At 50.2% G+C, this 26,677-nt stretch carries 31 protein-coding genes and 1 pseudogene; 5 read left to right on the top strand and 27 right to left on the bottom strand.

Annotated elements, in window-relative coordinates; genetic code table 11:
• The first annotated feature begins 50 nt into the window (after positions 1–50).
• Together AWJ19_RS22710 and AWJ19_RS22705 are read left to right on the top strand one after the other, a co-directional pair.
• A complete protein-coding gene (locus tag AWJ19_RS22710) occupies positions 51–1,088 on the top strand; it encodes a serine hydrolase (RefSeq protein ID WP_068727289.1) in 1,038 nt (345 codons plus the stop codon).
• Between the two features lie 11 nt (positions 1,089–1,099).
• On the top strand, positions 1,100–1,765 hold the full coding sequence (locus AWJ19_RS22705) for a hypothetical protein (RefSeq protein ID WP_068727287.1): 666 nt from the start codon (positions 1,100–1,102) through the stop codon (positions 1,763–1,765).
• A gap of 66 nt (positions 1,766–1,831) precedes the next feature.
• On the opposite strand, the gene AWJ19_RS22700 is transcribed toward AWJ19_RS22705, so the two are convergent.
• The 7 genes and pseudogenes from AWJ19_RS22700 to AWJ19_RS37395 all read right to left on the bottom strand — a co-directional run bounded on the left by AWJ19_RS22700 (position 1,832) and on the right by AWJ19_RS37395 (position 8,112).
• Positions 1,832–3,163, bottom strand: a complete 1,332-nt coding sequence (locus AWJ19_RS22700; RefSeq protein WP_068727285.1) for a pyrimidine-nucleoside phosphorylase — start codon at positions 3,161–3,163, stop codon at positions 1,832–1,834.
• An 86-nt stretch (positions 3,164–3,249) separates the two neighbouring features.
• A complete protein-coding gene (locus tag AWJ19_RS22695; RefSeq protein ID WP_068727283.1) occupies positions 3,250–4,071 on the bottom strand; it encodes a purine-nucleoside phosphorylase in 822 nt (273 codons plus the stop codon).
• A gap of 32 nt (positions 4,072–4,103) precedes the next feature.
• Positions 4,104–5,280: pseudogene (deoB, locus tag AWJ19_RS22690) on the bottom strand (phosphopentomutase).
• 134 nt (positions 5,281–5,414) lie between these two features.
• Positions 5,415–6,305 carry a site-specific tyrosine recombinase XerD gene (gene xerD, locus AWJ19_RS22685; RefSeq protein WP_068727282.1) on the bottom strand — a complete coding sequence of 297 codons (891 nt, stop codon included), beginning with the start codon at positions 6,303–6,305 and terminating at the stop codon, positions 5,415–5,417.
• A 134-nt stretch (positions 6,306–6,439) separates the two neighbouring features.
• Positions 6,440–6,673, bottom strand: coding sequence for a DUF4227 family protein (locus tag AWJ19_RS22680; RefSeq protein WP_068727280.1), 234 nt, complete (start codon positions 6,671–6,673; stop codon positions 6,440–6,442).
• A gap of 178 nt (positions 6,674–6,851) precedes the next feature.
• Positions 6,852–7,319, bottom strand: a complete 468-nt coding sequence (locus AWJ19_RS22675; protein ID WP_039875161.1) for a Fur family transcriptional regulator — start codon at positions 7,317–7,319, stop codon at positions 6,852–6,854.
• Between the two features lie 664 nt (positions 7,320–7,983).
• Positions 7,984–8,112: a hypothetical protein gene (locus AWJ19_RS37395; RefSeq protein ID WP_277815835.1), complete on the bottom strand. Its 129-nt coding sequence runs from the start codon at positions 8,110–8,112 to the stop codon at positions 7,984–7,986.
• Positions 8,113–8,240: 128 nt separating this feature from the next.
• Between AWJ19_RS37395 and AWJ19_RS22670 the strand changes: the two genes are divergently transcribed.
• On the top strand, positions 8,241–8,459 hold the full coding sequence (locus AWJ19_RS22670) for a helix-turn-helix transcriptional regulator (protein WP_068727278.1): 219 nt from the start codon (positions 8,241–8,243) through the stop codon (positions 8,457–8,459).
• Between the two features lie 13 nt (positions 8,460–8,472).
• On the opposite strand, the gene AWJ19_RS22665 is transcribed toward AWJ19_RS22670, so the two are convergent.
• From AWJ19_RS22665 to AWJ19_RS22590, 13 genes are all read right to left on the bottom strand, one after another.
• The gene (locus AWJ19_RS22665) at positions 8,473–8,955 is read right to left on the bottom strand and encodes a hypothetical protein (RefSeq protein WP_068727276.1); all 483 of its coding nucleotides are present in this window, start codon (positions 8,953–8,955) and stop codon (positions 8,473–8,475) included.
• Between the two features lie 13 nt (positions 8,956–8,968).
• Positions 8,969–9,268: a hypothetical protein gene (locus AWJ19_RS22660; RefSeq protein ID WP_068727274.1), complete on the bottom strand. Its 300-nt coding sequence runs from the start codon at positions 9,266–9,268 to the stop codon at positions 8,969–8,971.
• A gap of 207 nt (positions 9,269–9,475) precedes the next feature.
• Positions 9,476–9,673, bottom strand: a complete 198-nt coding sequence (locus AWJ19_RS22650) for a hypothetical protein (protein WP_068727270.1) — start codon at positions 9,671–9,673, stop codon at positions 9,476–9,478.
• Positions 9,674–10,017: 344 nt separating this feature from the next.
• Positions 10,018–10,902, bottom strand: coding sequence for a hypothetical protein (locus AWJ19_RS22640; RefSeq protein WP_068727268.1), 885 nt, complete (start codon positions 10,900–10,902; stop codon positions 10,018–10,020).
• A 101-nt stretch (positions 10,903–11,003) separates the two neighbouring features.
• Entirely contained in the window at positions 11,004–11,366 is a 363-nt protein-coding gene (locus AWJ19_RS22635; protein ID WP_068727266.1) for a phage holin, LLH family, read from the bottom strand.
• Between the two features lie 11 nt (positions 11,367–11,377).
• Positions 11,378–12,298: a peptidoglycan recognition family protein gene (locus AWJ19_RS22630; RefSeq protein ID WP_068727265.1), complete on the bottom strand. Its 921-nt coding sequence runs from the start codon at positions 12,296–12,298 to the stop codon at positions 11,378–11,380.
• Complete coding sequence (locus AWJ19_RS22625; protein WP_068727263.1) at positions 12,285–12,662, bottom strand: hypothetical protein; 378 nt, start codon at positions 12,660–12,662, stop codon at positions 12,285–12,287. The genes AWJ19_RS22630 and AWJ19_RS22625 overlap by 14 nt, the downstream gene beginning before the upstream one ends.
• 188 nt (positions 12,663–12,850) lie before the next feature.
• On the bottom strand, positions 12,851–13,150 hold the full coding sequence (locus AWJ19_RS22615; RefSeq protein ID WP_068727261.1) for a hypothetical protein: 300 nt from the start codon (positions 13,148–13,150) through the stop codon (positions 12,851–12,853).
• Positions 13,151–13,172: 22 nt separating this feature from the next.
• Positions 13,173–13,406, bottom strand: coding sequence for a hypothetical protein (locus AWJ19_RS22610; protein WP_068727260.1), 234 nt, complete (start codon positions 13,404–13,406; stop codon positions 13,173–13,175).
• 39 nt (positions 13,407–13,445) lie between these two features.
• The gene (locus tag AWJ19_RS22605; protein ID WP_068727258.1) at positions 13,446–13,643 is read right to left on the bottom strand and encodes a hypothetical protein; all 198 of its coding nucleotides are present in this window, start codon (positions 13,641–13,643) and stop codon (positions 13,446–13,448) included.
• Positions 13,640–14,185 carry a hypothetical protein gene (locus AWJ19_RS22600; RefSeq protein ID WP_068727255.1) on the bottom strand — a complete coding sequence of 182 codons (546 nt, stop codon included), beginning with the start codon at positions 14,183–14,185 and terminating at the stop codon, positions 13,640–13,642. The genes AWJ19_RS22605 and AWJ19_RS22600 overlap by 4 nt, the downstream gene beginning before the upstream one ends.
• A gap of 62 nt (positions 14,186–14,247) precedes the next feature.
• Positions 14,248–16,278 carry a phage tail protein gene (locus AWJ19_RS22595; RefSeq protein ID WP_068727254.1) on the bottom strand — a complete coding sequence of 677 codons (2,031 nt, stop codon included), beginning with the start codon at positions 16,276–16,278 and terminating at the stop codon, positions 14,248–14,250.
• Positions 16,279–16,294: 16 nt separating this feature from the next.
• Positions 16,295–17,287, bottom strand: a complete 993-nt coding sequence (locus tag AWJ19_RS22590) for a tyrosine-type recombinase/integrase (protein ID WP_068727252.1) — start codon at positions 17,285–17,287, stop codon at positions 16,295–16,297.
• Between the two features lie 118 nt (positions 17,288–17,405).
• Between AWJ19_RS22590 and AWJ19_RS22585 the strand changes: the two genes are divergently transcribed.
• The gene (locus AWJ19_RS22585) at positions 17,406–17,642 is read left to right on the top strand and encodes a helix-turn-helix transcriptional regulator (protein ID WP_068727251.1); all 237 of its coding nucleotides are present in this window, start codon (positions 17,406–17,408) and stop codon (positions 17,640–17,642) included.
• On the top strand, positions 17,635–17,847 hold the full coding sequence (locus AWJ19_RS22580; RefSeq protein WP_068727249.1) for a hypothetical protein: 213 nt from the start codon (positions 17,635–17,637) through the stop codon (positions 17,845–17,847). Before AWJ19_RS22585 ends, AWJ19_RS22580 begins: the two co-directional genes overlap by 8 nt.
• Before the next feature lie 147 nt (positions 17,848–17,994).
• Here AWJ19_RS22580 and AWJ19_RS22575 read toward each other — a convergent pair whose 3' ends face one another.
• From AWJ19_RS22575 to AWJ19_RS22550, 7 genes are all read right to left on the bottom strand, one after another.
• Positions 17,995–18,210, bottom strand: coding sequence for a hypothetical protein (locus AWJ19_RS22575; protein WP_068727247.1), 216 nt, complete (start codon positions 18,208–18,210; stop codon positions 17,995–17,997).
• A gap of 49 nt (positions 18,211–18,259) precedes the next feature.
• On the bottom strand, positions 18,260–18,433 hold the full coding sequence (locus AWJ19_RS35370) for a hypothetical protein (RefSeq protein WP_157890074.1): 174 nt from the start codon (positions 18,431–18,433) through the stop codon (positions 18,260–18,262).
• Positions 18,434–18,523: 90 nt separating this feature from the next.
• Entirely contained in the window at positions 18,524–20,635 is a 2,112-nt protein-coding gene (locus tag AWJ19_RS22570) for a hypothetical protein (RefSeq protein ID WP_068727246.1), read from the bottom strand.
• A gap of 18 nt (positions 20,636–20,653) precedes the next feature.
• Positions 20,654–21,448, bottom strand: a complete 795-nt coding sequence (locus tag AWJ19_RS22565; RefSeq protein ID WP_068727244.1) for a phage tail domain-containing protein — start codon at positions 21,446–21,448, stop codon at positions 20,654–20,656.
• Entirely contained in the window at positions 21,445–25,926 is a 4,482-nt protein-coding gene (locus tag AWJ19_RS22560; protein ID WP_068727243.1) for a phage tail tape measure protein, read from the bottom strand. The genes AWJ19_RS22565 and AWJ19_RS22560 overlap by 4 nt, the downstream gene beginning before the upstream one ends.
• Positions 25,927–25,929: 3 nt before the next feature.
• Positions 25,930–26,199, bottom strand: coding sequence for a hypothetical protein (locus AWJ19_RS22555; protein WP_068727242.1), 270 nt, complete (start codon positions 26,197–26,199; stop codon positions 25,930–25,932).
• A gap of 29 nt (positions 26,200–26,228) precedes the next feature.
• A complete protein-coding gene (locus AWJ19_RS22550) occupies positions 26,229–26,636 on the bottom strand; it encodes a hypothetical protein (protein WP_068727241.1) in 408 nt (135 codons plus the stop codon).
• Between the last annotated feature and the right edge of the window lie 41 nt (positions 26,637–26,677).

Raw genomic sequence — 26,677 nt, 5'->3', positions numbered from 1 at the left:
TTTCTAGCTGCGAAAGTTGAGGATTTAACTAATAGCAGGAGGTCTTTTTTATGCTACAGCAACAGCTGGCGGCGGCCATGCACTCAGAAGCGGAGACGGCGGGATTCTCGGGCTCTTTTCTCATAAAAAGCACTGATTCGGCTCCAGTCGCCGGCGCATACGGGTACGCTAACAAAGCTGATCAGATACTCAACCGTCAGGATACACGATTCGGGATTGCCTCCGGCTGCAAGCTGTTTACAGCCATTGCAGTGTGCCAGCTGGTGGAGCAGGGCAGGCTTACTCTGGAGAGCAGCGTTATGGATATACTGGAGCGCTCCGCTTTTCCCCTTTTCAGTAACAGATTTACCGTGCATCACCTGCTGACTCACAGCTCGGGGATTCCGGATTATTTCGATGAAGAGACTATGGAGGATTTCGCCGAGCTATGGATAACCCGGCCAATGTACCTGCTCAGGCAGCCCAAGGATTTTGTGCCGATGTTCCGTGATCTGCCAATGGCTTCTGAACCGGGCGCCAGATTCCATTACAACAATGCCGGTTACATTCTGCTCGGACTGCTCGTTGAGAAGCTCAGCGGGTTGACCTTTACGGATTATGTGGAGCAGCATATTTTTGCCAAATGCGGAATGAAGGATTCGGGATACTTTGCACTGGACGCGCTGCCCGGTAATACAGCTCAGGGGTATATTGTAAAGGAAGACGGCGCATGGACCACTAACATCTACTCCATCCCGGTTCAGGGGGGAGCCGACGGCGGGGCCTTCACGACCGCTCCTGATATGCTGCTGCTGTGGGAGGGGCTGCTTCAGAACAAGCTGCTGGGCCCGGAAATGACCGCCCTGCTGCTAACGCCGCATATCCATGATGAGAAGGACAATTACTACGGGTACGGGGTGTGGATTACGAAGCGTGACGGCGGGGTGTACAAATATCATGTGATGGGCTATGACCCCGGCGTATCCTTCCACTCTGCCTACTATCCGGCCAGCGGTACAACCGCGGCAGTCCTCTGCAACGAGAGCCGGGGAGCTTACCGGATGCTGCAGGCGGTGGAGCGTAATCTGATCAGTGAGAGAGAAAGCTGAGGCGAATCATTGTGAAAAATAAAGTGGTTATGGCCATCATGATCCTCTCCCTCATCACCTCATTAATTACTTTTGCACAGTCTCACCTGCGGACAGCCACAGGTCAGGGTTCAGCTGACCAGCAAATCCGAAAACGGATTTTCTACCTGTCCGACCGCCAGATAAAGGAAGCGGTGGCTGCAGGAAACGTTGATTTGCCGTCAGTTACGGCCTTTCGTTCGGAGCAGAGTCTTCCGGTTCTCGAAAATTCCATGTCCGGGCGGCAGCCGGCAATCAACGTCAATACGCCGTATTATTATGTTGTGATGATGTCTTATCAAGCTTTCAGCCAGGGCCAAAAGTACACACTCAGTGATGCGAAGAAAATCAGTCAACAATTTTCCGGCCTGGGCCAGCTGGGATTCAGCGTAAAAGCATCCGGGGACAACGCCCGTTTCACTGATCATATCAGCATTACGCTAAGGCAGGGAGCGGCCATAATGGAGCCGGACAGCATAACCGGAAAAGGCGATACAGCTGATCAGGACGGGACAGGCAGTGGGCGCTACGCCAAAATCCTGATCCCCTATTTCGATACAAGCAGAATCGATTTCAGCAAACCCGCCGAGCTGATCTATCAGGATGAAGAACAGAATCAGTCGGCAACCTATGAGGTAGATTTTACGAAAATAAAATAAAAAAACTGCCGGGAGTTTCCCGGCAGTCTGTGCGTACGGGACAGCAAATGTTCCGTACGTTTTTGTCTAGTACCGTGTTACGCCATCCTTCGTCACCAGCGCGAACACCAGCGGCTGCTGCGGAACCGGCTCGGCGGAGATCCGGTAAGCTTCCAGCACTTTGGCTTCCGCTTCCTTCACCTTGCTCTCGCTGGCGTCGTTCACATGCAGCACTGCAAGCGTATCGCCTGCGGCAACAGCATCGCCGACCTTCAGGGACAGCTGGATGCCGACAGCCAGGTCGATCAGCGACTCCTTGGTCTCGCGGCCTGCGCCGAGCAGCATGGCGGCTACGCCGATCTCCTCAGCCTGGATGCTCTCCACGTAGCCCGCGGAAGCAGCCTTCACTTCGATGAACCGGCTGGCCGACGGCAGCGTGTCCGGAGATTCAACCTGCGTAACATCGCCGCCCTGTGCGGATACCATCTGCTTGAATTTTTCAAGGGCGCTGCCGTCCTCAATGTGGGACAGCAGAATGGAGCGGGCTTCCGCCTCATCCTTCGCCTTGCCGCCCAGCACCAGCATCTGGCTGCCCAGAATAAGGCAGACCTCCTGCAGGTCCTTCGGCCCCTGGCCTTTCAGCGTCTCGATGCCCTCCTTGATCTCCAGAGCGTTGCCGATGCCAAAGCCCAGCGGCTGATCCATATCGCTGATCACAGCCACTGTGTTACGGCCGAGATGCGTGCCGATATCAACCATAGCCTGTGCCAGGGCGATCGAATCGTCGAGCGTCTTCATGAAGGCACCGCTGCCGGTTTTTACGTCAAGCACGATGGCGTCGGCTCCGGCGGCGATTTTTTTGCTCATGACGGAGCTGGCGATCAGCGGAATAGATTCCACAGTTGCGGTCACGTCACGTAGCGCATACAGCTTCTTGTCGGCAGGCGTAATGTTGCCGGACTGGCCGATAACAGCCGCGCCGATCTCCCCGACCTGGGCGAAGAACTGCTCACGGCCCATCTCCACCGAGAAGCCGGAGATCGACTCCAGCTTGTCGAGTGTGCCGCCGGTATGGCCCAACCCGCGGCCGGACATTTTGGCGACCGGCACGCCGGCAGAAGCCACCAGCGGGGCAAGTACTACGGTCGTCTTGTCGCCTACGCCGCCGGTGGAATGCTTGTCCACCTTGATACCGGCGATCGGGCTAAGATCTACCTGGTCTCCGGACATCGCCATCTCCAGTGTCAGATCGCCGGTTTCCCGCGCGTTCATCCCCCGGAAATAGACCGCCATGGCCCAGGCAGAGATCTGGTAATCAGGGATTTCACCTTTGCTGTAGCCCTGGATCAGGAACGCAATTTCTTCGCGGCTCAATTCCCCTCCGTCTCTTTTTTTCTGAATCAGATCAACTGCACGCATTAGTTTTGCACCTCACGGATAATGGCTCTTGTGAGCCCGATAATTTAGTTTACAGCCTAAGCAGAACACGCGGGTAACGGCTCAGCCTACATGTTAGGTATGAAGGCCAGCACCAGCTTCAAAAAGCGCTCGCGCACACGTTCAGCCGTCTCCATAACCTCGGCATGGTTCAGCGGCTGATCCAGGATACCGGCAGCCATGTTGGTAATGCAGGAGATGCCCAGCACCTCAAGGCCAGCGTGACGGGCTACAATGGTCTCCGAAACGGTAGACATCCCTACAGCATCCGCACCCAGAACACGCAGCATCACGATCTCGGCAGGCGTTTCATAGTTCGGTCCGAGCAGACCGGCATAGACGCCTTCCTTGAACTCAAAATTCTGCGCCGCCGCTGCTTCCTTAGCTACTGCAATCAGACGCGGACTGTAAGCAGCCGACATGTCCGGGAAACGTACGCCGAGTGCGTTATCGTTCGGTCCGATCAGCGGGTTACGGCCGGTCAGGTTCAGATGGTCTGTAATCAGCATCAGATCGCCCGGGGTATAGTCCTTGTTCACACCGCCGGCGGCATTGGTTACGAGCAGGCTGGTTACCCCAAGCTCCTTCATGACCCGTACCGGGAATGCAGTTGTCTCCGGGCCGTAGCCTTCATACATGTGAAAGCGGCCTTTCATCATTACCACACGGCGTCCTTCGATCATACCGATCAGCAGCTCACCTTCGTGGCCTTCAACAGTCGATACCGGAAAATGCGGAATATCATTATATGGAATGACTACTTCATCTGTAATCAGATCTGCCAGCACACCCAGTCCGGAACCGAGGATCAGGCCGATTTCCGGGGCTACGGTGCATTGGTCTTTGATATAGGCTACTGCCTCTTGAATGTGATTTTGAGTGACTGCCATGGTTTATTGCCTCCTTGAGGGTATAAGGTTCGTTATTTAAGTTCTGCCAAAAAGCTTGTCCCGTACTGCGGCGCCTTTGCCCCGAAATTGTCGGCAATCGTAGCGGCCACATCAGAGAAGGTCTGGCGGATGCCCAGGTTACCAGGGGTCTTGAATCTCGGGCTGTACACCAGCAGCGGCACATATTCACGTGTATGATCCGTTCCGCTGTGGATCGGGTCATTACCGTGGTCAGCGGAAATAATCAGCAGATCGTCTTCGCCAAGCGTGGACAGCAGCTCCGGAATGGCCTCGTCAAATACTTCCAGCGCATGTCCATATCCTTCCGGATCACGGCGGTGCCCGTACAGGGAATCGAAGTCAACCAGATTAGTGAACAGGAAGCCGTCAAAGGGCTTACGCAGCTCATCAATTGTGATCTGGATACCATGCTCATTGCTCTTGGTAGGATACGAGGCAGTAACCCCTTCCCCGGTGAAAATATCGTTGATTTTGCCGACGGCAATCACATCCTTGCCGATATCCTGCAGCGCGTTCATCACGGTCGGTTCAGGCGGCTTAACAGCATAGTCATGACGGTTAGGCGTACGCTTGAAATCCCCCGGCTGGCCGACATAAGGGCGGGCAATGACGCGTCCTACGGAGAATTCGGGAGCCATGGTCAGCTCGCGGGCGATTTTGCAGGCGCTGTACAGCTCTTCAAGCGGAATGATATCTTCATGGGCAGCAAGCTGGAAAACACTATCGGCAGATGTATACACAATCCAGGCACCGGTCTTCATCTGTTCTTCGCCGTATTCCACCAGAATTTCAGTACCGGAAGCCGGTTTGTTTCCGATTACCTTGCGGCCGTTGCCGCTTCGAATTTCTCAATCAGCTCTGCAGGGAAGCCGTCCGGGTACACGTTAAAAGGAACCTCGATCTTCAGCCCCATCAGCTCCCAGTGTCCGGTCATCGTATCCTTGCCTACGGATACCTCCTGCATTTTGCCGTAATATCCGGTCGGCTCAGCCACCGGCTCAAGCGCGGCAGGGCCGCAATGTTGGCCAGACCCAGTTTTTGCAGGTTCGGCAGCTTCAGGCCGGGTACCCGCTCCAGAATATGGCCCAGCGTGTGGGAGCCCTTGTCCCCAAAACCTTCGGCATCCGGCGCTTCGCCGATCCCTACACTATCAAGCACAATAAAGCCAATCCGTTTAAATGATGACATTATATCATTCACTCCTTCGCGTATTCATAACCTCATTCATATCCTCGGGAAAGAACCATCCGGAGAACCCCGTAATCCGGCCATTCTTTCAGTATGATTCCATCATAACTATCTTACTCATAAAAAGCATCTTTTTAAGCCCGGGGATGATGGCTCTCGTAGACTTCCTTCATATTCTTGCGGGCAATGCCGCTGTATACCTGTGTAGTCGAGATATCGGCATGACCCAGCATCTGCTGGACCGACCGGAGATCCGCACCGCCCTCCAGCAGATGCGCAGCGAACGAATGCCTGAGGGTATGCGGGGTAATATCCTGTGCGATATCGGCTTCCCGCGCATATTTCTTGATGATTTTCCAGAAGCCCTGCCGGGTCAGCCGTCCGCCAAGACTGTTCAGGAACAGCGCGGGCTCCTCCCTGCTGCTGCGCAGCAGCTTGTCCCGCATCCCGTCCGTATACCGCGCAACACTGTCTGCAGCAATCGTTCCGATCGGGATAATCCGTTCCTTGCCCGACGCTGAGCTGCAGCGGGCATATTTCAGCCCTGTCTGCACATCCCCGACATCCAGCGAGATCAGCTCGGAGACCCGGATACCGGTAGCATACAGCAGCTCCAGCATGGCCTTATCACGCATACCCTGCGGGCCTGTTTCATCAGGAGCGGCCAGCAGCCGCTCCACTTCCCCGATGCTGAGGATCATCGGCGGCTTCTTGCTGGGCTTTATTTTGTCCATCTCCAGTGTCGGGTCCTGGCTGATCTGCCGGGTTTTCAGCAAATAATGAAAAAAAGCACGCAGCGATACCGTGCTCCGGTTAACAGTAGCCGCCGCCCTTCCGGCTCCGCGGAGCTCGGCAAGATACTGGAGAAGATGCGTTCTTCTTATTTCCTCCGGCGAAGCGATTCCCCGTCCGGCTGCAAACTCCAAAAACTGCGAAATATCCCGCCCGTAAGATTCAAGCGTGCTTGAGGACAAGCCCTTATCTTCGGTGAGATACTGCATAAAAGGCTGCAAATGCGACTTCATTCGTTCACGCTCCCGTCTGCTCAGGCTGCTTATCGCGGCTATGCAGCATTTAGGCATATGATTTTCAAATTTAATCTACAACGCTTCATTCGACAGACTTCTAGCTTTTTCCTTCTTGTATTGTATCCCTGGTCTCACTCCCCGTACCAGTAATACAGCCGCAGGCGTTCGCCTGCATTAAGCTCGTCTCCGGTATGCGGTGCATCCTGAAACGCCCGGACGGCCGAGCCTTCGGGAATGTCATAATGGTCAACCGGACTGATCCAGCCGCCGATCCAGTTCAGTGCATAATAGAGCAGACAGCTAAAAGCAACCAGCAGGGTCATAAAATACAGCCGGCGCACCGTTTTGGGTATAGACACAATCATAAAATTACCTCCCGAAGGTTTTATCGATAACAGGTGCCGCCAATTAAGCATCTCCCTGAAATCGACTCGTCCTACACTTTATGCGCCGGTCTTAATGGTTATGTACTGCCAGATTTGAAAAAGCCCCCTCCGGCTGATACCGGAGAGAGCTTGTGCGGTAATTCCTCATCTATAAGCTTTATTCGGGAGCGCTGCCGTCCGCTGCATTTTTGTCCTTACAACGGTGGCAAATCCCGTGAAAATCAAGTCTATGATCAAGCACCGTAAAATTAAATTCGTTCTCAAGCCGCTCTTCCAGCGGTCCCAGCCAGTCCTCACGGATCTCGTCCATGGAGCCGCACTGTACACAAATCAGATGATGATGATGATGCTTGGCCGTATCCGTCCGCAGATCATAGCGGGCAACGCCGTCACCGAAATTGATCTTCTCCACGACATGAAGCTCGCTGAGCAATTCCAGGGTACGATATACGGTGGCAAGACCGATCTCGGGAGCCTTTTCTTTTACAAGCATAAACACATCTTCCGCGCTCAAATGATCCTCTTCGTTCTCCAGCAGCACTCTTAAGGTTGCTTCCCGTTGGGGCGTAAGCTTATATCCTTGGGATTGTAGCTGTTGTTTAATCTTGTCTATCCGGGCTTCCACCTATCTCCCTCCCCCTTGGAAAATTACCGCACCGGGCACAAAACCACTTCTATATTATAGGGGGTGTTCCTTTGAGAAGTCAAACGCTTTTAGAATCATTTTAAATTACGGATATTCACAAAAAAAAGGACCCCGCCAGCGTCCGGCAGGGCCAAAGTCTATAATAAGGGGGTCATGGGATTACTATAACCCCCGAAGCTTAAAATAGGATGAAAGAGAGATAAAGGTTTGATGAAACGGAGCGTTTATACGCCTGATCATAACTCAAAAAACCTGCACGGGCTCTGACCCGGCAGGTTTTTACATTTGTATGGCGTATTATTACCGGACCTCAGACCAGCATCGGTGTAACCCAGCGCATCATGTAGCCGATAAAACGGGTTGAAATGTAGTTAAAATACGAGCCATTGTATATTACAGATGGACGCATGGTATATGAAATAGAAAATACAATAAATCATGGTGAACGTAAAAATGTGATTTTCCCGTGATTTTGTGAGTGATCCTGATTACGGGTAATTAACCAAACTCAATTACTACTATATATAAGGCTACACTTTGGGTACCCTACCAGTCAACCTCAGCACTTCAAGCTTCCGCTGCAGTTCCAGCTGCCATTCATGATCTTGCGTCGCTCCTGCCAACGTTGATTGATTCTGGATCATCAGCAGTCCCAGCAATACCTCGCATTCTCTCGCAGGCAATACTGCAGCTCCTTCGCCTCCTCCAGCGTGAGTGCCCCCTTCATATTAATATGGAATATCTCCGCCAGCCTTAAATGAACCGGTAACATAGTAAACAACCTCCTGTATCATCATCTTGATACATAATATGCAGGTGTATCAGAAAGATGATACGCGTATCAGATAATTGATACATTTATTATTCTGCTGTATACTTTTGGAAAAGGAGGCATGTCCATTGATAAAGAATCACGTGAAGGACATCATGGATCGGCAGAACAAAGGGATCCGGCCTGTTGCCCGGGATACAGGGCTGGCTATTAACACTGTGTCGGGGTTGTATCATGATACTTCAAAACGCGTGGATTTTGAAACGCTGGACAAGCTCTGTCGGCATTTGAATGTAGGTACCGGTGAATTGATTGAATACATAGAGGATGAAAAAGCCCAGCCGTGATTGGCCGGGCTTTCTATTTGAGGTGATCTTTCAGCACAACTCCCATCTCGGACATATACTTCGTCAGACGCAGGCTGATCTCTGTTCGCATCACGTCTCGCGTAAGCCCGAAGCGCTCCTGATAGCCCCGGAAGAATATTTTATAGTACATTAGGAAATCCTCCTGCTCATCAGCGAGCACTTTGATGTTCCGCTGTTTGAGTTCCTTCTGCAGCCGGTAGGTGTCCTGCATAATCTTATTCTGAACAAAACGGCCAGCTATTAAGTACATCTTAGCAAGGACGTTTCCCGATCGCTCGATCTCTTCCATGCTCTTCGAAACCATTGTGTCTATGTAAGGCAATAAGATGAGATCCCGGACCATCGTCCGCTCCTGATTGCTGAGCATCGTCCTGGCAGGTTCCTCTTGCTTATTCTGCTGCTGCTCATACTGATCGGCGTGATCGGTCAGCAGCATCTTCGTCTTCCAGCGCTCATTCCCGTCAAGTTTTGTCAATCATATTGCCCCCTCAGTGGTACAGCCAGTAGTCTATATTCCGGACCTCCTTCTCTCTTGGCACAGCCTGCTGCGGTCCAGTATCAAATGGTACATTCCGTTCCCATCCCTCGATGATCACAGCATTATCGACAGTGTCTGAAGGCTCCCATTTAATATAATGCTCATCAACTAGGACCTTCAGTCCTTTTTTAATCTCAGCAGGCCGCCGGCCGCTTAATCGCCGCAGCTCCGGAAGCGTCGGCATGCGTTTGAAATGGTACCGGAACTGGAACATGATCCTTAGCAGCTTTCGCGGGGTGTCATCAAGCACGACGCAATATCCTCATCGCCCGTGCGGTGCTCTGTTTCCGTTCGATATACCCCTTATCCTCCAATTGAACAATATATCGGCATATCGAAGACATGGAGGATATCCCCATTTCTAATGCTATTTCCCGAATTGTCGGAGCGTACTTTAGCCGATCATATAAGGTGACAATGGCGTTCAGGGCATCCCGCTCCCTATTTGTTAATTCACTCATGCTACCACACCTCTTTTTATAAGCCGCCAGGCAAGGATGTTCTCAGCAAGAAATACCCTTGGGGCATCGGAAGTCAGACAAGTCGCTCGGATGCGGCCGTCACGGATGCCGATAATCTCGATCTTACGCTGTGTGATCTTACCGTCTTTCGCTTGATAAACGATCTCTACTGTCTGCCCGATGCCCATTTTCATGCTGATCGCCTCCAAAAATAAGAACATTTGTTTGTATTATATGCTGGATACTCAATATTTAGCAATGGTTTGATTTTCCGTGAAATAAAAAAAGACCCGCAGACCTATTAAGGTTGACGGGTTAATTCTGCTCTGAATTCGAATCTGTTGCGCATATAACGGGAGCCAGCTATCTTAATTGATTCCGGTGTGTAGCCATCCACTATGCCGCCGTAATCCATTAGGTGGCCAACAGGATCGGGGTCATGACGGAACCAAACGGACACTTTGGTCTGCGAAAGTGCTGCCACAAAGAAGTCCAAGTCATTCTGTAATACTATATATTTAGTGTTCATAGAGCTTTCCTACTCTACTGGAGGAAGCACTCTGTACAATAGCATTAAGTTATCATCACTTCTCCCATATCGATGCCATGATTTTTTTGATGTTATTGTGCACTCCACGACAAAACGTTCTCCTACATGTGAATTTAGTATTTTTACTTCAAATCTACTTTTATTGTCATCAATATATCTTGCACTTTCTTGGACAAACCATTGTATATCATACTCTTCATCAGTAAATGTTGGATCAATTTCAATTTCAACTATTAATACATCACCTGGCCTTAACGAGGCATTCTCTTTACAGTTGAGAACAAAATGCACGCGCACATCATTTCGGTTTGAATTTATTTCCGCTTCATGCTTTATGTTGCCAAGCGAATCTGAAAATTGGATTATTGAAGGTACGTTATACAATTTTTCAACTCCTATAATGCTGTAGTATGTTTTTATTGAATCAATTATATCGTGAGCATAGCATATTATTTGTTCGGCCTGACGTATAGAAATATGATTTGCATGTGAAAGGTAGTTTCTTGGCTTGGAAATTTTATCAAAAATAAATCTCCCCATCTCCGGGCCCATTGGAAACGCATGTTTAAAACAGGTCGAAAATAATTCTGAATATAGCTTTGGATGTAATACGATGTTAATTGCATCATCTAATAATATCGCATCGACATCACGAGCATATCGCTTTGGCTCTTTAATCCTTCTCGAACGTATACCTTCACGTATCTCTTTTTTTAAAATGAAGTTACCGAGTTCATCCTGATATTGGAGGTAATTTCCACCAAATCGTTCCGACAATTGTTGATCAATTAACCTTCTCAACCACATTTCAAGTGTTTCTATTGTGGAACGGCACATTTCCCTAATTTCAGAGCTTTTAAGATTATTGAACATAAGATTCTGCCCCTCACTTCTATTATTGAAGAGAAGGTTATCATGCAGTTGTTCTTCTGTAAACGGCAAAAAGCCCACCAGCCGAAGCCAGTGGGCAATTATTATCCCTTGGTCAGTAACGTCGCCTTATACTTCAGGTATGCATCCTCAATGGCCGCCCGGATCTCGAGCGTACTCACCGTGATTCCCTTCTTCTGCAGCTGCTCTTCCGCATACTTAAGAGCTTCCTGAAGCTTATCAGCTCCGCCATACTGCGCATAAACAGTCTGGGCATAAGCGAATCCCTCCGTAGCGATCTTATGCAGCAGTTCGCGCTGCTGGACATTCAGTTTGCCATCCAGCCAGGCTTGCAGCCGAGACTTAAGCAAAGCCACCACTCCCAGTACCGCCGTTGCCAGAACGCCAATAATCGCCAATACGATGGTTGTGATGTACGGTTGAGCCTGTTCAATAAAAGTTTGCATAGTATCCTCTCCTATTCCGTCGGCATCCCTGCAGCTCGCCGCAGATGATTTGCCGTGTTATTGAAATACGCTGTAGCTGTCTTGTCGCCTTTCTGCTTGGCCGCAAACCAGCCGGGAGACAACCAGCGGAAGACCAGCTCCTGCACGTTACTCTTCGGCAGCTGAGTGAAGGGCGCCGCGGCGGCTCCAACCTGCAGCGGAATTCGCGCCGCCAGCCTCAGGTTATTAGCCAAGTTGTGAAGGTGCGTCTTCGCCACTTGGTCGCCCACCTTCTGAGCTGCGAACCAGGCCGGAGAAACATAATCGTCAATAAGCACCTGCGCCACATTGGCCGGCAGCTGCACGGCGGCAGGCGGCGAGATCATAACCGGCTGCTCCTCGATCTCCGCGACGACATCATAAAACAGATCCTTAAGTGTCTTGCCGGCGGTCGCCAGCGCTTGGTCAACGTCCCGCTTACGGGTTGGGTCCAACTGCTTATGGCTCGGGATGTGAGTCAGTGGGTTAAGGCCCCATTTGTCACAGCAGAATGCCAGATACCACACATAACGCTTGTATGCCTCGAGAGTGTTGATCTGTCCGCCATAGCACAGCTCCACACCCAGGGCGATGTCATTGGCATCGTCTCCGTATAGCTTGTTGTCCAAGGTCACGTTGTACAGCACATGCCAGGCTTTCTCTGCCGGGTCTGGACCGGTACCGGCGGGGATGATCTCCAAGATCTTATTGTCATCGATGAAGGTATGAGCTGAGGCCGACCGGTTAATCAGCTTCTGAAAATAGTCGAAATGATTGTCCGCCGTCGCCCCAGGATTCCCAGTGTCATGGGCAACTAAAAAGCCCGGCGTACCTGATACAAGCCGGGTGCCGGGCCGAACGTTCTGGCGCTTGTTAATGTAACGCCGTTCAATCTGATATTTATCTCTGATCATCGTCTTCCGGATCCTCCTTAATCGCAGGCAGTGCCATAAACAGGTCCTGCCGCTTCGTGTACATCAGTACGGTCAGTATGAGCAGCCCCAGCGTCGTGCCGACCTGCGCCGCAGCCCACGTCTGCGACTTAAGCGCGGCCAGCACAGCATCACCGGCGGTTACATCGGAGAAACGAATCCAGAACGCCACGGCCATCTTGACCGTGTAGGCCCCCAGGAAGAAGAACGCTGCCAGCATAAACAAGCTGACCACCCGAGCTTCAAATCTCCCCCGGAAATAAAAAAACAGCGCCGCGATCAGCAGCACTGCACAGATGAACGATATTCCATATGCTATCAACAGTAAAATATCAATGACCCCCATGGTGTTGATCCCCCTTATCATAAACCAAGAACCGGGCGAATTTGTTCCGCTCGATCTCCTCCTGTATCTCCTTCGACATATCTCTGTATCGGGCGATTGCAACGCTCACCCGGCCAGATGCCTGCACCAGCTCCTTCTCTTTGTCTCGGTGCTGGGGTGATAGGCGCTTTATCCAATTCATCAGCACGTTATCCTCCCCTATCCTGGTCATTACCGCCGCCGGCAGCATGGTCGATCTTAAGTCGCTGCAGGACTTCCAAAGTCGGTGCCATGAAGTCGGCCCGCTCTTTATCAAGTATCGCCTGCAGCCGGTCCCGATCCTCCTCAGCTCGATCTAAAAGATCCCTCGGCACCAGATCGCCCCGGGATATCGCCCTCAGAAAGTAAATCACGATGAAGAGCAGTACCAGAGCCACGATATAAGCCAGGCCATACCTATCAGCAAGCGGTAGCAGTTCCTTGATATTCGTTACATCATTGCTATTCATTCCCCCGCGCTCCCTTCTCTCTCTATTTAACTGGTTCGCTCAATTCTGCATCAATTTTTTCGTCTGCCGCCTTCTTGCTGGCTTTATCCAGCGCCGCCAGTGCCTCACCGATCTGCATGTCGATCTGCTGCAGCAGCTCACGCTGCCGCCCGGGATGAGTATTGACGAGTAGCAAAACAACGTCCACTGCTTCCTGCACAGGATTGCTCGGATTAACCGAGAGTTCGAGATTAATGACTTTGGCCAGGGTGACCACCTCCTTTCAGGCAAAATAAAAGAGCCCTCATATGAGGACTCATTCTGTGCGATCGTCTACCCAGCCGGTACCAGGGGCGTAAAACTGAGTATGACCTGTAATTACATTTTCTTTCACGATATATCTAATCCCATCACGCTCAAATTCAAGATAGCGGTAAGGTGTTGGGTAGATCAAAATGCTGAAAGCGAACAGCAGCAGTAGTACTGCGGCAACTATAACGACAGGCTTCTTCATGGCGTCGAAAGCTCAGTCAATTGAGCTTTAAGCTCGGTCAGCTCCTTCTCTTTCTCCACTATGACCTGTTGTTTCGCTTTAATCATTTCATCGATTTTTGCGAGAGCATCAAGTCGTTGCTGTTCTGTAGGATAATCAGCGGGATACTTATTGACTCTTTCTTTAGAGTCCTCCATTCCCTTTATAGCACCTTTTGCACTTTCAATTTCACTTTCTGCTGCTCTGATTTTATATTCAAGGTATTCCTTTGAAATAGCCTCTCCAGTACCTGGCGTACTTGAAGTGGCTGCTGGTTGATTATCACTCATGATGATCTTCTTCCCTTCGACCGCTAGATTTGTTCCTACTGCTTCAGCTACAGCGCGAACAGGGGCATATGCTGAACCGTTGATGATTACAGCGTCAGCAATCTTCGACCCGCCTTTTTCAATAGAAAACAACCCTTGGACCTTCTGACCAATCAGGCTGGACGAATTCGCGAATGCTGTCACACCAGCAAACAGCAAAACACCGACGATAATACCAGATACAAACTTTTTCAATGTCACATCTCCTTTAATAGATTTGTATCTATTATCGGCGATAATTGTTAATTTTTACAATACTAAGACACAACGAATGTACCTCCAGCTGTACCCGGAGGTATCGTAACGCTATGTGAGTGCCCCGTATTAGACTTACCTGCCAAAGCTAACCATATAGAATCTAATTCAGCTCTCAAGCCGCTGACGAAATTAATACCAAATCCTGAAACACTGTAAGCAGATGCAAAGTTCATTTGGCCTTGAAAGTAAATCGTATTCGTCAGTGCAGATAGAAACAAATCTGCGTTAGCTGAAGAAGACACTTCGAACAGACCATCACCGCCGTTAATACTTCCACTACGATTACCGTTAGACTGATCAAATGTTATTGCGCTCATATTGTATCCTGCAGCCAGGAATAAACCGATACGCCGTGTGCCGCTCGCATCATAGGTTCTCCACCCATCATCATCGACTTCAAAGCGCGCCCCAGCCTCCGCTGTCCGTATAAGCGCCCCCGTCACTGTCCCTGCAATAATGTCGGAATATTCCATGATACTGTTCTCAATCAGCCCCGTCAGCGTAATTGACCTTGCTACCACATCCCCCTGCATATCCACTCGGAATGGAGCACTGTCAAAGTCAGCATGCCCTGAGCTAATCCCGTTGGTGTTGATCTTGGTGACGTTGTTGCCCTCCCCGATTTCCATGCTGACGAAGCTACCCAAGACGCCGGCGATAACCTCCGCGGCAATACCCCGACCGGTGATGGCTGTCCGCGCCGTGGCCCCTCCGTCGTCAGTGATGATAATCCCCCGGGATGTCTGAATCATCTGGACATCATTGTCGTCCGGATCCTGCAGGACGATGCCGCGGCTGTCGTAAATGATCTCGCTCTTGGATGCATTGATATCGATGACCGCCTGCTTGGCAAACTCCTCGAAGGCAGCTGCCCGCACCCGACCGCCGGACAGGAGGTCATTAAGGATCTGCTTGCTGCGCTCCAGGTCAGCCAGCACCTGCGTATCATCCCGCATCTGATAATTGGACAAGGTGACCAAGCTGTGCTGCTCCATGCTGAAAGGATACTCCGTAATCTCCATCACCCGGCAGCTCACACGCTGCAGCTCCATTTCAGGGTCATAAGCATACACGGTGTCGCCCAGTCGGGGCTGCTCCTCGTCCGGATCAATCTTGTAAATGTCCGCCGCACTGACGCCGATCTCGAACTCCGGCATTTCCTTCTTTCGCAAGGCTTCCCGGGTAGCGATCAGCAGTTCCTCCGGATCTTCGATGTTCTGGTCGATCAGTTCACCGTCGTAAAAGGTGTTCACGTCATTGGTCCAGTACTGCGCATATGGCGAAATCAGGTAATTCACGGCCAGCTTATTGTCAACTATGGCGCCGGGTACGGAATCCAGCAGAATGCGCTCTTCCGTGGTCAGAAAGTCGGCAGATAGACCGATGAATGTCCGGCCGTCCTTCATCTGGCTGAATAGGCGGGTGGTCAGGTTCGAAGCATCATCCTTGAAGGAATCGCTGATGATATTCTTGCGGAACCGGTACTCGAAACCGTCATTGCTGCCAATCTGCTTGTACAAATGAATGACGGTGTTATCTGGCTCGATCTCGCATCCGTACAGGTTAACCGTGTCCTGCAGAGCAGCCAGCGCTGTGTTCGCTCCCCAGTCCTTGACGTCTCGCAGATCGAAGGTGTCATGCACAACGAAGGTATACACGCCGCCGGTAGCCTCGCTGATCTTGTCCAGCAGCACGCTGATGTGGACGCCGTACGACTCATTGATGTATTCGTCATACGGCATTTTGAAGTCCACCATCTTGAACATGATATGTGTGCAGATGACCTGGGCGCTGATAACCTTGTTGCTGCGATCACGGGCGCGTGATTGGATGACATAAAATTGGCCACGCTCGTCTTGAACGTGGCCTTTTGGTATGATCAGCTCTTTGTAATCGTCGCTATGCATCGGGACCGTGAAGGATATCTCATAGTCGCTATTTATTCGGCGGCGGCGCTGGACATCGGTGGAAGAGACCAGCAGCCCGGTTGGTGAACGGTTGCGGTCGAAGGATTTAAGGTGCTTTTGCATGTTGACACTCCTCTCGCTATTGAACCAGATATCGCTTATGTTGTTCCCGTTTACGTTCCTCAGTAATTCGAGCATATCTGAGGGTTGTCTGAGGGTCTGAATGCCCCATTAATTCCTGCACTGCTACTAGCTCCGCGCCATTGTTAAGGGTCAATGTGGCGAAGGTGTGCCGCAGCACGTGCGGGCTTACTTTTTCCTGCAAACCAGCAGCCCGGGCGATGACTGCGATCTCCCTCTGGATGCCTCGTTTTGTCAACCTACGGTGCGGCTTTCGCTCGGTAACCATCAGAGCTTCACAATCATCCGTCCGGTTCTTTAAGTATTTATTTAAATGGAACATCGCTTTAAACGAAAAATAGACTTCCCTTTCCTTGTTCCCTTTACCAATAACACGGCAGCTCATAGACTGCTGATTAATATCTTCCCGATCCATACCGTATACCTCAGACAGTCGGCATCCGGTTGCATACATGATTTCGATAAAGGCTCGCTGCCGGACCGTCTTGCAGGCCTCGCGCAGCATCTCCAGCTCGGGGATCGTCAGTGCCTTCGGCAGGCGCTTCTCCAGTTTTGGCGTCTTCAATTTGGCAGAAGGGTCTCTCTGGATAATTTCTTCAGAGGTCAGCCAACCGAAGAAGCTTTTTAAGACAGATAGTTTTTTACCTACAGTACTCATTTTAAGTTTATCGAACTGCCCGAGGTAAGCCCGAATATCGGCCGCTGTTACATTTTCTGTCCGCTTGCGAACGTGTCGGAAGAATATGTGTAGGTCTAGGGCATATCCATCCAGCGTCAGTGGACTCAGTCCTTCAAGGCGCTTGGAAGATAAGAACATCTTGATCTTTTCTGCGCCATCCGGGTGCGGCTCATCTTCTTCCACCCGTTGAATGTGATACTTTGATACGGCGGCAGAAAGAACTGACTTTGTCCGCTCTGCATTTAAATCAGGGAATGATTCGAATATAACAGCCACGACATCGGACAATAGTTGCTCACTTGCATTATTCACAAATGCACCTCCGCAATTACTCGTTTTTCGTGTAACCAAATCATATCATTACACGTATTTCGAGTACATAGGGCTAAATACACGTTTTTCGTGTATAATATCGCCAGGAGGTGCAAATATGAAAATTAAGTCGAACTTAAAAGAAATCGCAGACCGGAAAGGCCTTAACCCACTGCAGTTATCCAAGAAAATTAATTACCGATATGAATCAGTTAGGGTGATGTACAACGACGAAGCCAAGCATTATCCCAAGGATCTACTGCTCCTTCTCTGCAAAGAATTAGAAGTGACACCTGGTGAGTTGCTTATTTTAGATAAAGAAGAAAATTTGGATGAGGTGAAGACAGGTGAATAACTTACCATCTCATTCCAACGAATCGTCAGTCGATAAAGTTAAAAGTTATACCGGTATGATTCCAGATCACCGTTTGCCGATTGTCATGGCAACAAATGAAAATGAAGCAACTCAGCTACTCATACAGCAACTCCGCGAATTGTTCAGGACTGCATCTGACGAAGAAATAGCAGACAAATTCGGACTTATTATTTGGAGCGAATAGGTAAAGCCCTCTCGAATTTAGACACGGGAGGGCTTTTTAATGCACGTTTTATTTTGTTCGGTAGTGCGCAGTAATCTCCGTTTGCCCGACACATCCATAAACGTTGATTTATCAGCATTTATCGGCATTTATAAGGGTGAATAATTACTACTGCGCATTAACTGCAGCAGGTGTGAAATCAACGAAATATTCCTCGCCGGGCTGGAATTGATCTCTGGCAGCCTCGTTCGTAATCGTCAGCGTTATCGATCCTGCCGGGGTGTACTCCCAGAACGCCTTGTTCTCCTCACTACCGGAATAAACCGGAGTCATTACCACCATACCATCGACATTACTCTGACATTTAAACTTTGCTCTTACCATGAATAATCACTCTCCAATTTGGTTTTGTATAAAATAAAAGAAGCACCCATTATGAGCGCTTCCTCCGGAACTCCTCAATCATCTTTTCCTCTTCGATGAACTCTTTCATTTTCTGCGTTACCCAGGTAGAAATCTTGATGCCCTTCTTCCCGGCGTACCGACAGAACTCCTCGTAGACTTCGTCCTCTACCGTGATGTTGTGTCTTGATGTAGCCAGCATCATCACCTCCAATGGATACCAATATTGTCCAATATCCACAGGTGATTATCAATACACATCAATACACACTACTGCGCAGTTTTCTCCTACAGTTTAGTTCATGGTCTTGAATACCCACGCAACCTGCGCGCCCGTTAACGTGATTGGCGACCCAGTTACATTGGAAAGCCGCAAGCGTACCAAATCTGAGTTTTTATTGTACGCAATGAACATTACTCCGTTCGGCACTGTAAACTGCGGAATTGGTATTACGGTTTTATTGTAGCTCAATCCTGTTATCGTTACGTCGAATTCTACAGTCGAGTTTGCAGGAATTGTTCCTACGGTCACGTTATACTCACCGTTGATAAGATTGTTGTTCAAACGCTCCCAGGCGGACCCGTTATAGAAGTACCAGCCTTTTTCTCGCGGTAAAGAAACGTTATCATACAACACTCTATCACCGAACAATGGAGTTAAGTTCGTTAGTGCGATGGCGGTTTTTACGTCTCCTGTTGCGGAGAGCACACTGCCCGCAGGCTTGGTGTTAGTCACTAAAGCCATTTCACTATTCACAGAGTTAATTCTCACATTCGCAGCATCGCTTCCGAAATGCACAGTTCTAGTTATAGGAACAATCTCGGAAGTTGCCAAGAAAATAGAGACTTTTACTGTTCCGACAACAAAAATACCACAAGTGATTTTGGAGTTTGAAACGTGAACTCCGATTCCTTCAGTATTAACTCCATCAAGCAGCAGAAAGTTCGCAATACTAGATGATTTCACGTTGGAAACGAATATATCCTTTACACCTGTTCCTGTTACATAAACTATATTACCCGCTGTGTCTGACCGGTTTATTAGATTTGAATCCTTAATAATTAACTGCCTAATTACTTCGGTTGTGTTATCCACTCGGACAATGGAGGACATTGTAAAGGCGGCGTTGGCGTCTTTAACAATAACATCATCTATAATAGCTTTCTCCAAATTGCAGCGCTGAAAAACCACACCTTTATTGGTGATGGATAAGTCAACACGCAGCTTTTTAATGGTAATATCACCTGACGCAGCCCCGACAAGGAAATATTGCCCCCCACTTGGCACGACAACATTAATGTTTTCAAACGACACATTCTCCAGTTTGGTATTAAGTAGGCACGGGTTCGACACAGCCTGATCTTCTTTCAGGATGCAGACCGGGACGATCGTGGAAAAACCACTAAGGTTTTCAAATCGCATATTCTTAAACACGCTGTTGCCGTCGATTCCGCTGCCAACCATCTTGATCAGTTCGTCCGTTGTCTCTCCGCCGTAGACATTACGGACAAATACATTTTCAACGTTACCAGTCTGTCCCAGCGAATATCTCGGATAATCTCCCATCGTAAATGAGATCAAATCGTCATGTGTAACGCCTGAGATATCCTCAATTGTTATGTTTTTAAGGGGCGGCTGGAAGTGTAACCCGTCACTCTCATTTGTAATATTGATCTTCCTGAATATGCCGTTATCGATATCCGTTATCAGAAAGGCATATTTCCACTCATTCCCTATATCGGTTATAGACTCAATTGTGAGATTGTCAACGCCTCGAAGCACGATGCCCAGACCCGGATTAGACTGAGGGTCAACTGACATATCTCCGGCTGCACCTGGATTGCCCGCTTTGTTTAAATCCCATATGCCGCCCCTGATGGTGATGTTTTTATTTCTGACTCCTGTGATGTGTCCTTTATTTACAAGGATGTGATGATCAAGGCCATTCTTCTTTTTCAGAGTCACGCCAGGAAGTACTTCGAATACAGTGTCACTGTCAATGACGAGCTTCCCTACAGGGAACACGCCTGGTGAAACAACCCTAACCCAGCCCTTCTTATCAAGAGCTGCCTGAACTGCGGCGGTATTATCTACGCCCTCTGTGAGGTGCAAATCCGTCACAATATCCGCCAACTGTTCATCAACTGCATTGAGTCGATCTCCCAATATTGGATATGCCGGGCCCGTGGCAGGCTGCCGTGCATCAACGATCTCAATGTTGCTTTCGCCACCGCTCGCAACAATGTTATCAATTCTCTCACTCTGAGCAGACTGTTCAGTTTCGACAGTATTGAGGCGGCCACGATGCTCCGTCAAATCCGTTTCAATATCAGCGAAATTATCATTGTGACGCTGGAGGTTCAGCAGATCCAGCGTCTTTGTAATGACTCTCCTTGCAAAAGCCATAGTTATTGCAGCTCCTTTCTAATATAGATATTTGTAACGGTAGATGACCTCCAGGGTAAACGCTGGCGCAGTAGCCGAAACCGTGAATGTCGTCTCTCCGGGCGGCAGCTCGAAGAACACTCCATTACTCCGGGACCACGCGTTATCCCCGTTAAGCCGGATCTTGCATTTATCCGGATAGCAGTCGATCTCCAGTAAATCAGTCCCTCCAATGCTTCCGGAGAAGGTGAAGGTCTGGCTGCCAGTACTGATTGACAGATCAGTGAATGCCCCCGTGATGCGCAGCAACGGGTAAGCCGTCTTCGTTCCGATATTGTTGACCGTCACCGTCTGGCCGCTTGTCGAAATGGAAAACGAAGAATCCGAGATATAAAAATAGCCCTCCCCGAAGGAAAGGCCGTCGCCATATTCATGCTGTTCCGTGTCTTGTATTGAATCCACCCAAGGATTGTCCATTTTCATCGGAACGTCAATTTTCCGGTTTCCAGTGGAGGCGTCGAACGCTATAGAACCGCGATATTCCGCAATGTATCTTTTATCAGGAATATCATCGAAAATTACTTCAGCCGGCCCGTATGATACGTCAAATATACTCGCCAGTTTCGCCACAGTGCCGTGATAGTCGTCGCCCATGATAAACAGGCCCAAGCCAAGAGGCCGGGCTGCATAAGTGCTGCCGAAGTTTCTCACACCGTCCTTGCCAGCAATCTTAACTGTATTCTCCTCGGTTTCTGGTAGTGGCGGTAGATCCCGGCTGACCAGTTGGATGTTCAGTGTTGAGAGCCAGACACCGTTGACCGATACATCATTCATCCTCCCTTCACCCCCATGGTCAGCGAACGACGGGCAACCTTCTCGCGCTCAGTATAAAGAATCTCTGTGTCAGCTCGATCTGCAAGTGTCACGCCGTTGACTGACATATCAATATGATTCTCGACCTTGGTTTCTGACCGTGATACAGCAGCTGCAGCAGATCCAATCAGGCTAGGGTTATCCAGCAGCCGGAACAATCCTTTAAGCTGCGAAGTGTTGAAGATCGCCTCCTGACCGTGTGCAATGATAGGAACCGGCATGCCGGCAGGTCCGGGAATGATGCCCCCAACATCAAAGCTCTGCAGCTTCTGGCCAGTGTCCTTGTCAATCCCGTATAGATCGCGAAGCGCCTGATTACGGGCGGCCAGCCGCTGCATCTCCGCCCGGTTACCCGAGGCAGCTGCCTGAGCATAGGCATCCTTGTTGGCATTGTACTCAGCAAGGTCAGCATCTTTTTGCGCTGCTTCCTTGGCGGCAGTGATAGCAGACATTTTTCCTTGGTACTGAACGATGAAAGCATCCAACTCCGTCAGAATCTGAGCATTAGCCGTGCCGGCAGAAGAAACTCGGAACGCCGCGATTCCTGCCTCCAGAACCTTTATGTCGTCCGAATAGTTCTCAAAGGCATCCTTGAGGTCATTGTAATGGGCCTCCGTAGCATCTGTCTCTTCCTCGAATGCCTTGAGCTGCGCGTCCTTTTCCTCTTCCAAAGCGTCCTTCTGCGACGTCAGTTCACGCTTCCGCAGTTCCCGCTCATGATCAAGCACGAATTTGTCGCGCTCCTCAATCAACTTCTTCCGCTCTTCGCGGCCTGAATTACCTACAGCAGATGAAAGCAGATCAATGCGGGCATTCTTCTTCGCCAGTTCCTCCTCGTAATCCAGATCGCTGTTCGCTTCTGCCTCGGCATCAATCAAATCCTGTATCGCCTTTATCTTGTCGTCTTGAGCCGATACATAAGCATCCTTCCGGGCTTCAATTGCTGCAAGATCAGCTTTCTGAGCTTCATCAATACGGGATTTTTCTGCATCAACTAGTTCCTTGTTCAAATCCATCGCCTTGTCTGTCCATTCTTTACGGGCCTGATACAACTCTTCATCTGCCTGTTCGTAATACTTGCTGTCTAGCGCATATTGATTGCGCAGCTCTGTCCAGGCTTTCACCTTGTACGCAGCAATGTCTGCTTCCGTGGCGCCGGATTCCTCCAGCCGGCGTATCTCCTTATCGATGAGCTTCTCCCGCTTGTTATAGAGAGCGCTTATCTCGGCTTCCGTTTCAGAAGCCACCTGCTTTCGGGACTGACGGACCTGGTCGTCAGCAGCTTTATACTGCTCCGAATCCTTACTGTACCGATCCCGCAGCCGGGTCCATGAGTCCAGCTTCATCTGCGCGATCTGCAGCTCCGTCTTCCCACTGTCCTCCATTCGCTTCGACTCGGCATCGATCCATGTGACAGAGAAGTCATACCGCGATTTAACGGAGTCCTCTCCGAGCCGCTTCAGCTGTAATTGCAATGTCCGGGCATCATCGACCGATTCTTTCAAAAAGGTAGCGTGCTTCTTCTGCAGGGCCTGATACTTCTCCATTTGCTTCTCGGCGGTCAGGTCGTAATAGTCAGCCTGAAACTGAATCGTCTTAAGATCAGCCTCGTAAGCTTTCTGGCGAGCCTCTGCAGCAAGTTCCGCTGCGGTCTTCCCAGTACTTTCTTTGCCCGTCTTTTCAGGCTTCGTAAGATCAATAGGAGCACCCTTATCGTTCGCTCCAAGCGAGAAATCACCGCTTTTCAAGGACGCCGCAGCTTTTTCAATTTCCTTTTGCTTATCCGCGATCGCCATCTGCTCAGCCGAAAGTTTCTTAAGCTCTGTCTCGGCTTGAGACTGAGCAGCGTTCGTCACAATGTCAATCACGTTTGGAGTCTTGCCGCTCATCGCAGCCTGCCCTTGTTTGACTGATTCTGCGAAAGTAGACGCCTTTGCACCATTAACAGCGGCCATTGCATCAAGCAAGTTCCCATAATTTTTGATCTGGGCTTCTACAGAAGCACGCTGCGCTTTTGCTTCAGCAGCCAGATTATCAATTCGGATTTGAGCATTAGCTGCAGCATTATCTGTCATCATGCGATCAGCCGTGATCTGATCCTCGATATAACCCACATTCAGGATGCGGATCCGGCCGTCCTCTTCCTGCATAGCGTTCAACCCTGGATACTCCCGCTTCAGGATATTGGTGACATCGACCATTTCCTGCAGCTGATCTCGGTTGAGCTTCTGGGAGGATGACAGCTTCTTGTAAGAAGAAAGAGCAGCTTCCATAGATTTGACCTTCTGGTTCTTGGAAGCAAGATCAGCGACCTCTGCCTTTTGCTCGTCAAACAGGGCAGATATCGATTGCCTGATAGCCTTGTTCATTTCCTCAAGCTTCTTTGTGGCCTTCTCAGCTCCGTCAAAGCCCAAGCTCCGGAGTTTTTTGTCGATCTTCTCCAGCTCTTCGTTTATATCCATCGCTTCAGACATCATCGCAGGAGTACCTTCACCTTTGTCCCAGGCTTCCTGGAACTTATTTAAGCGCTGCTGTAATAGTGCCCGTTCGTGCAGTGCCTTTGTCAACTCTTCCGTCTTAGCGCGTAGCTCCGTGAGTTCATCAGCTGTTCTTTTGACAGGTGAATCGGCTAATGCTTCATTGAGCGCTTTTTGGGCCTCTTCAAAATTCCTTGTTTCCTCCTTGGCCTCTTTGTACTTGCCAATCAAGAAAGCAGCTCCAGCTGACACCGCACCGATCGCCACAGCCAGTAATCCGAGCATAGGAATGGTTCTTGCGGTAATGGTGCCGGCTAAGATCGCTGCATCATATGCGGCCTTAACGGCATCTATTGCTTTCTTGAGCTGGTACGCTACGACTACTCCGCCGAGTAGCAGCGGTGGAAGAGCAGTGAAGGTAACAAGGGCCGCTTGCGTCGATTTATCCAGCTCCGCGAAGCCTGCAACCAGGAAAGTAATCCCTTCGACCGTCTCCCGGACGGCCGGAAGGAACATGTCACCAATGACGATCCCCGCTGACTCAAATGCGCTGCTCATGTTATCGGCAGCACCCTTCAGAGTATCCATCTGCGTTTTAGCGACGCGCTCCGCTGTACCACCTGCGTCCGCAAGCTCTTCGGTATATTTGTTCAGTTTTCCGCTGCCGGACTCTATTAGGGTGATAAATCCGGAAGCCGCTTCACGGCCGACCAATGTAGCGGCTGCATCAGCCTGCTGTGCTTCGGTAAGACGCGGCCATACCTCGGTGAGCTGCTGCACGATTTGTTGCAACGGAAGGATGTTACCGGCACTGTCTTTGATCGTAAATCCTAATCGCTCCATGTAAAACGCTGCTTCCTTGGAAGGAGAGGCCAGTGCAAGCAAAATAGCCCGCAACGATGTGCCGGCCATTTCCCCCTTAATACCAGCATCAGACAATGCTCCAACCGCTGCAGTGGCTTCCTCTATGGACAGGCCCATTGACTTAGCAACCGGCGCTACATACTTCATGGCCATCCCCAGGTCAGTTACATTAGCATTGGTTGAAATACTGGATGCAGCCAATACATCGACTACCCTTGTGGTTTCAGTGGCTTCCATGCCGAATCCGCGCAAAATGGAGGAAGCAATATCCGCTGTTGTAGCCAGATCGACATTACCGGCAGCGGCCAGAGATAGTACGCCGGGCATGGCCGCGATGATCTCCTTGGTGTTAAATCCTGCCTGCCCAAGCTCTGCCATTGCATCCGCTGCTTGACCGGCGCTGAATTTGGTCTGTGCTCCCAGCTTAATGGCATTTTCTCTTAAAGCGTCGAATTCAGCTCCGACCGCTTCCGTGATAGCTTTGACGTTCTGCATCGCTTGCTCAAACTCGGCTGCTGTTTGAACGGACTTGGCGATTAATGCACCTACCGCAATCGCCATGGCTGAGTACGCTGCTCCCAGCGTCTCGATCTCCAGCTGCACATTGCTTGTCACCTGATTGAGTTCCCGCATCCTCTCGATGATGTCATCGATTACTGATGCCCCGACACCAAGGCTTTCAAGTTCAGTGCGGACGCTGGCGAGCTGTTGCTCGAATATCTCAGGATTAGCCCGCCGAATCGCTGCATTAATATTTTCAATATTTTCACTACTTGCCCCAACGTCCTGTAATGCCATGTTCAATTTCATGAAGCTACCGGTTGCCTCATGAGCATGGTTGCTCATCTTCTTGGCAGCATCAGAAGCTACATTAGTGCTTTTCGTCGCCTCAGCCATTGCCTTATTGATGTTACCAATCTGCTCCCCGCTTAATCCGGCATCTGCTAGGGCCTTATTGAGCTTCTGAAAATCCTCGGCAGTTTGTTTTGCCTGAGTGCCCATGTCCATGAAATCTTTCTTCACGTTCTTAATGTCCCGCTTAATCCCGTTTGCATCAGCTGTGATTCGGGCTTTCAGCTCCCCGAGATTCCCTGCCATCCGTCATCCTCCTCCCTTCATACGTCTGAGCTGCGCTTGGTACTGTTCTTCTGGTGTCATCTGCTTCGGTGCCGGTGTTTTTGGAAGCCGCCGGACATACCGCTGCAGAATCTCGGAACGCACCTCCTTATCCATGATGTGCGGATAAGAGGCGACCTCCAATTGCTCGACCATTGCCGTTGCATGCCTCCGCTCCTCCAGCAACAGGAGCTCGGGAAGATCGACGAAGTAGTATTCGTTCTCTATCTCGTGCTGGGTCTTCCCCAACGCCATACAGCAACGGAGCACAAATTCATCGTATGTTAACCCTCGGCCTGACCCATCCGCTGCGCGATGCTGGTCACGAACTGCTGCGCCATCGGCGGAATCAGGCCGCTCAAGTTTTTTAGGGCGGCGTTCATGTCATTCTTTGCCCAGGTTAAATTCAGGTACTCGGTACACTCAGCCAGGCTTGCCTGTTCGCTGAGCTCGTCTATGTCGATGTCGCTGAGCAGGGAAGTCAGCTCGTAGATCTCGTCGATCATGACTTCCGCGCCGGCAACAATCATTACAGACCGGTCAACCGCCGGAACAAGAAATACTTTAACGAGCAGATCACCAATCGTGCCGATGTGATCCGTCAGCTTCTTCAGCCGGTTACGGGTCAGCTTCGGAATGGACACCGTCCGGCTGCCGAGCTTCAATTTCTCTTTTCTAGTAAGTGGAAACATGATTCATCCCTCATTTCTCGGAACATGAAAAAAGGGAGAAG

Source organism: Paenibacillus sp. DMB5 (assembly GCF_001517085.1).
GTDB lineage: Bacteria > Bacillota > Bacilli > Paenibacillales > Paenibacillaceae > Paenibacillus_AQ.
Note: the sequence above shows the minus strand (reverse complement) of the source record. Positions and strands in the feature narration are given on the sequence as shown.

What these genes read in the sequence shown, in the direction of transcription:
- AWJ19_RS22710 (WP_068727289.1), top strand. Translation starts at nt 51, where the DNA reads ATGCTACAGCAACAGCTGGCGGCGGCCATGCACTCAGAAGCGGAGACG.
- AWJ19_RS22700 (WP_068727285.1), bottom strand. Translation starts at nt 3,163, where the DNA reads ATGCGTGCAGTTGATCTGATTCAGAAAAAAAGAGACGGAGGGGAATTG.
- AWJ19_RS22695 (WP_068727283.1), bottom strand. Translation starts at nt 4,071, where the DNA reads ATGGCAGTCACTCAAAATCACATTCAAGAGGCAGTAGCCTATATCAAA.
- xerD (WP_068727282.1), bottom strand. Translation starts at nt 6,305, where the DNA reads ATGAAGTCGCATTTGCAGCCTTTTATGCAGTATCTCACCGAAGATAAG.
- AWJ19_RS22680 (WP_068727280.1), bottom strand. Translation starts at nt 6,673, where the DNA reads ATGATTGTGTCTATACCCAAAACGGTGCGCCGGCTGTATTTTATGACC.
- AWJ19_RS37395 (WP_277815835.1), bottom strand. Translation starts at nt 8,112, where the DNA reads ATGTTACCGGTTCATTTAAGGCTGGCGGAGATATTCCATATTAATATG.
- AWJ19_RS22650 (WP_068727270.1), bottom strand. Translation starts at nt 9,673, where the DNA reads ATGAAAATGGGCATCGGGCAGACAGTAGAGATCGTTTATCAAGCGAAA.
- AWJ19_RS22640 (WP_068727268.1), bottom strand. Translation starts at nt 10,902, where the DNA reads ATGTTCAATAATCTTAAAAGCTCTGAAATTAGGGAAATGTGCCGTTCC.
- AWJ19_RS22635 (WP_068727266.1), bottom strand. Translation starts at nt 11,366, where the DNA reads ATGCAAACTTTTATTGAACAGGCTCAACCGTACATCACAACCATCGTA.
- AWJ19_RS22630 (WP_068727265.1), bottom strand. Translation starts at nt 12,298, where the DNA reads ATGATCAGAGATAAATATCAGATTGAACGGCGTTACATTAACAAGCGC.
- AWJ19_RS22625 (WP_068727263.1), bottom strand. Translation starts at nt 12,662, where the DNA reads ATGGGGGTCATTGATATTTTACTGTTGATAGCATATGGAATATCGTTC.
- AWJ19_RS22615 (WP_068727261.1), bottom strand. Translation starts at nt 13,150, where the DNA reads ATGAATAGCAATGATGTAACGAATATCAAGGAACTGCTACCGCTTGCT.
- AWJ19_RS22605 (WP_068727258.1), bottom strand. Translation starts at nt 13,643, where the DNA reads ATGAAGAAGCCTGTCGTTATAGTTGCCGCAGTACTACTGCTGCTGTTC.
- AWJ19_RS22595 (WP_068727254.1), bottom strand. Translation starts at nt 16,278, where the DNA reads ATGCAAAAGCACCTTAAATCCTTCGACCGCAACCGTTCACCAACCGGG.
- AWJ19_RS22585 (WP_068727251.1), top strand. Translation starts at nt 17,406, where the DNA reads ATGAAAATTAAGTCGAACTTAAAAGAAATCGCAGACCGGAAAGGCCTT.
- AWJ19_RS22575 (WP_068727247.1), bottom strand. Translation starts at nt 18,210, where the DNA reads ATGGTAAGAGCAAAGTTTAAATGTCAGAGTAATGTCGATGGTATGGTG.
- AWJ19_RS35370 (WP_157890074.1), bottom strand. Translation starts at nt 18,433, where the DNA reads ATGATGCTGGCTACATCAAGACACAACATCACGGTAGAGGACGAAGTC.
- AWJ19_RS22570 (WP_068727246.1), bottom strand. Translation starts at nt 20,635, where the DNA reads ATGGCTTTTGCAAGGAGAGTCATTACAAAGACGCTGGATCTGCTGAAC.
- AWJ19_RS22565 (WP_068727244.1), bottom strand. Translation starts at nt 21,448, where the DNA reads ATGAATGATGTATCGGTCAACGGTGTCTGGCTCTCAACACTGAACATC.
- AWJ19_RS22560 (WP_068727243.1), bottom strand. Translation starts at nt 25,926, where the DNA reads ATGGCAGGGAATCTCGGGGAGCTGAAAGCCCGAATCACAGCTGATGCA.
- AWJ19_RS22555 (WP_068727242.1), bottom strand. Translation starts at nt 26,199, where the DNA reads ATGGCGTTGGGGAAGACCCAGCACGAGATAGAGAACGAATACTACTTC.
- AWJ19_RS22550 (WP_068727241.1), bottom strand. Translation starts at nt 26,636, where the DNA reads ATGTTTCCACTTACTAGAAAAGAGAAATTGAAGCTCGGCAGCCGGACG.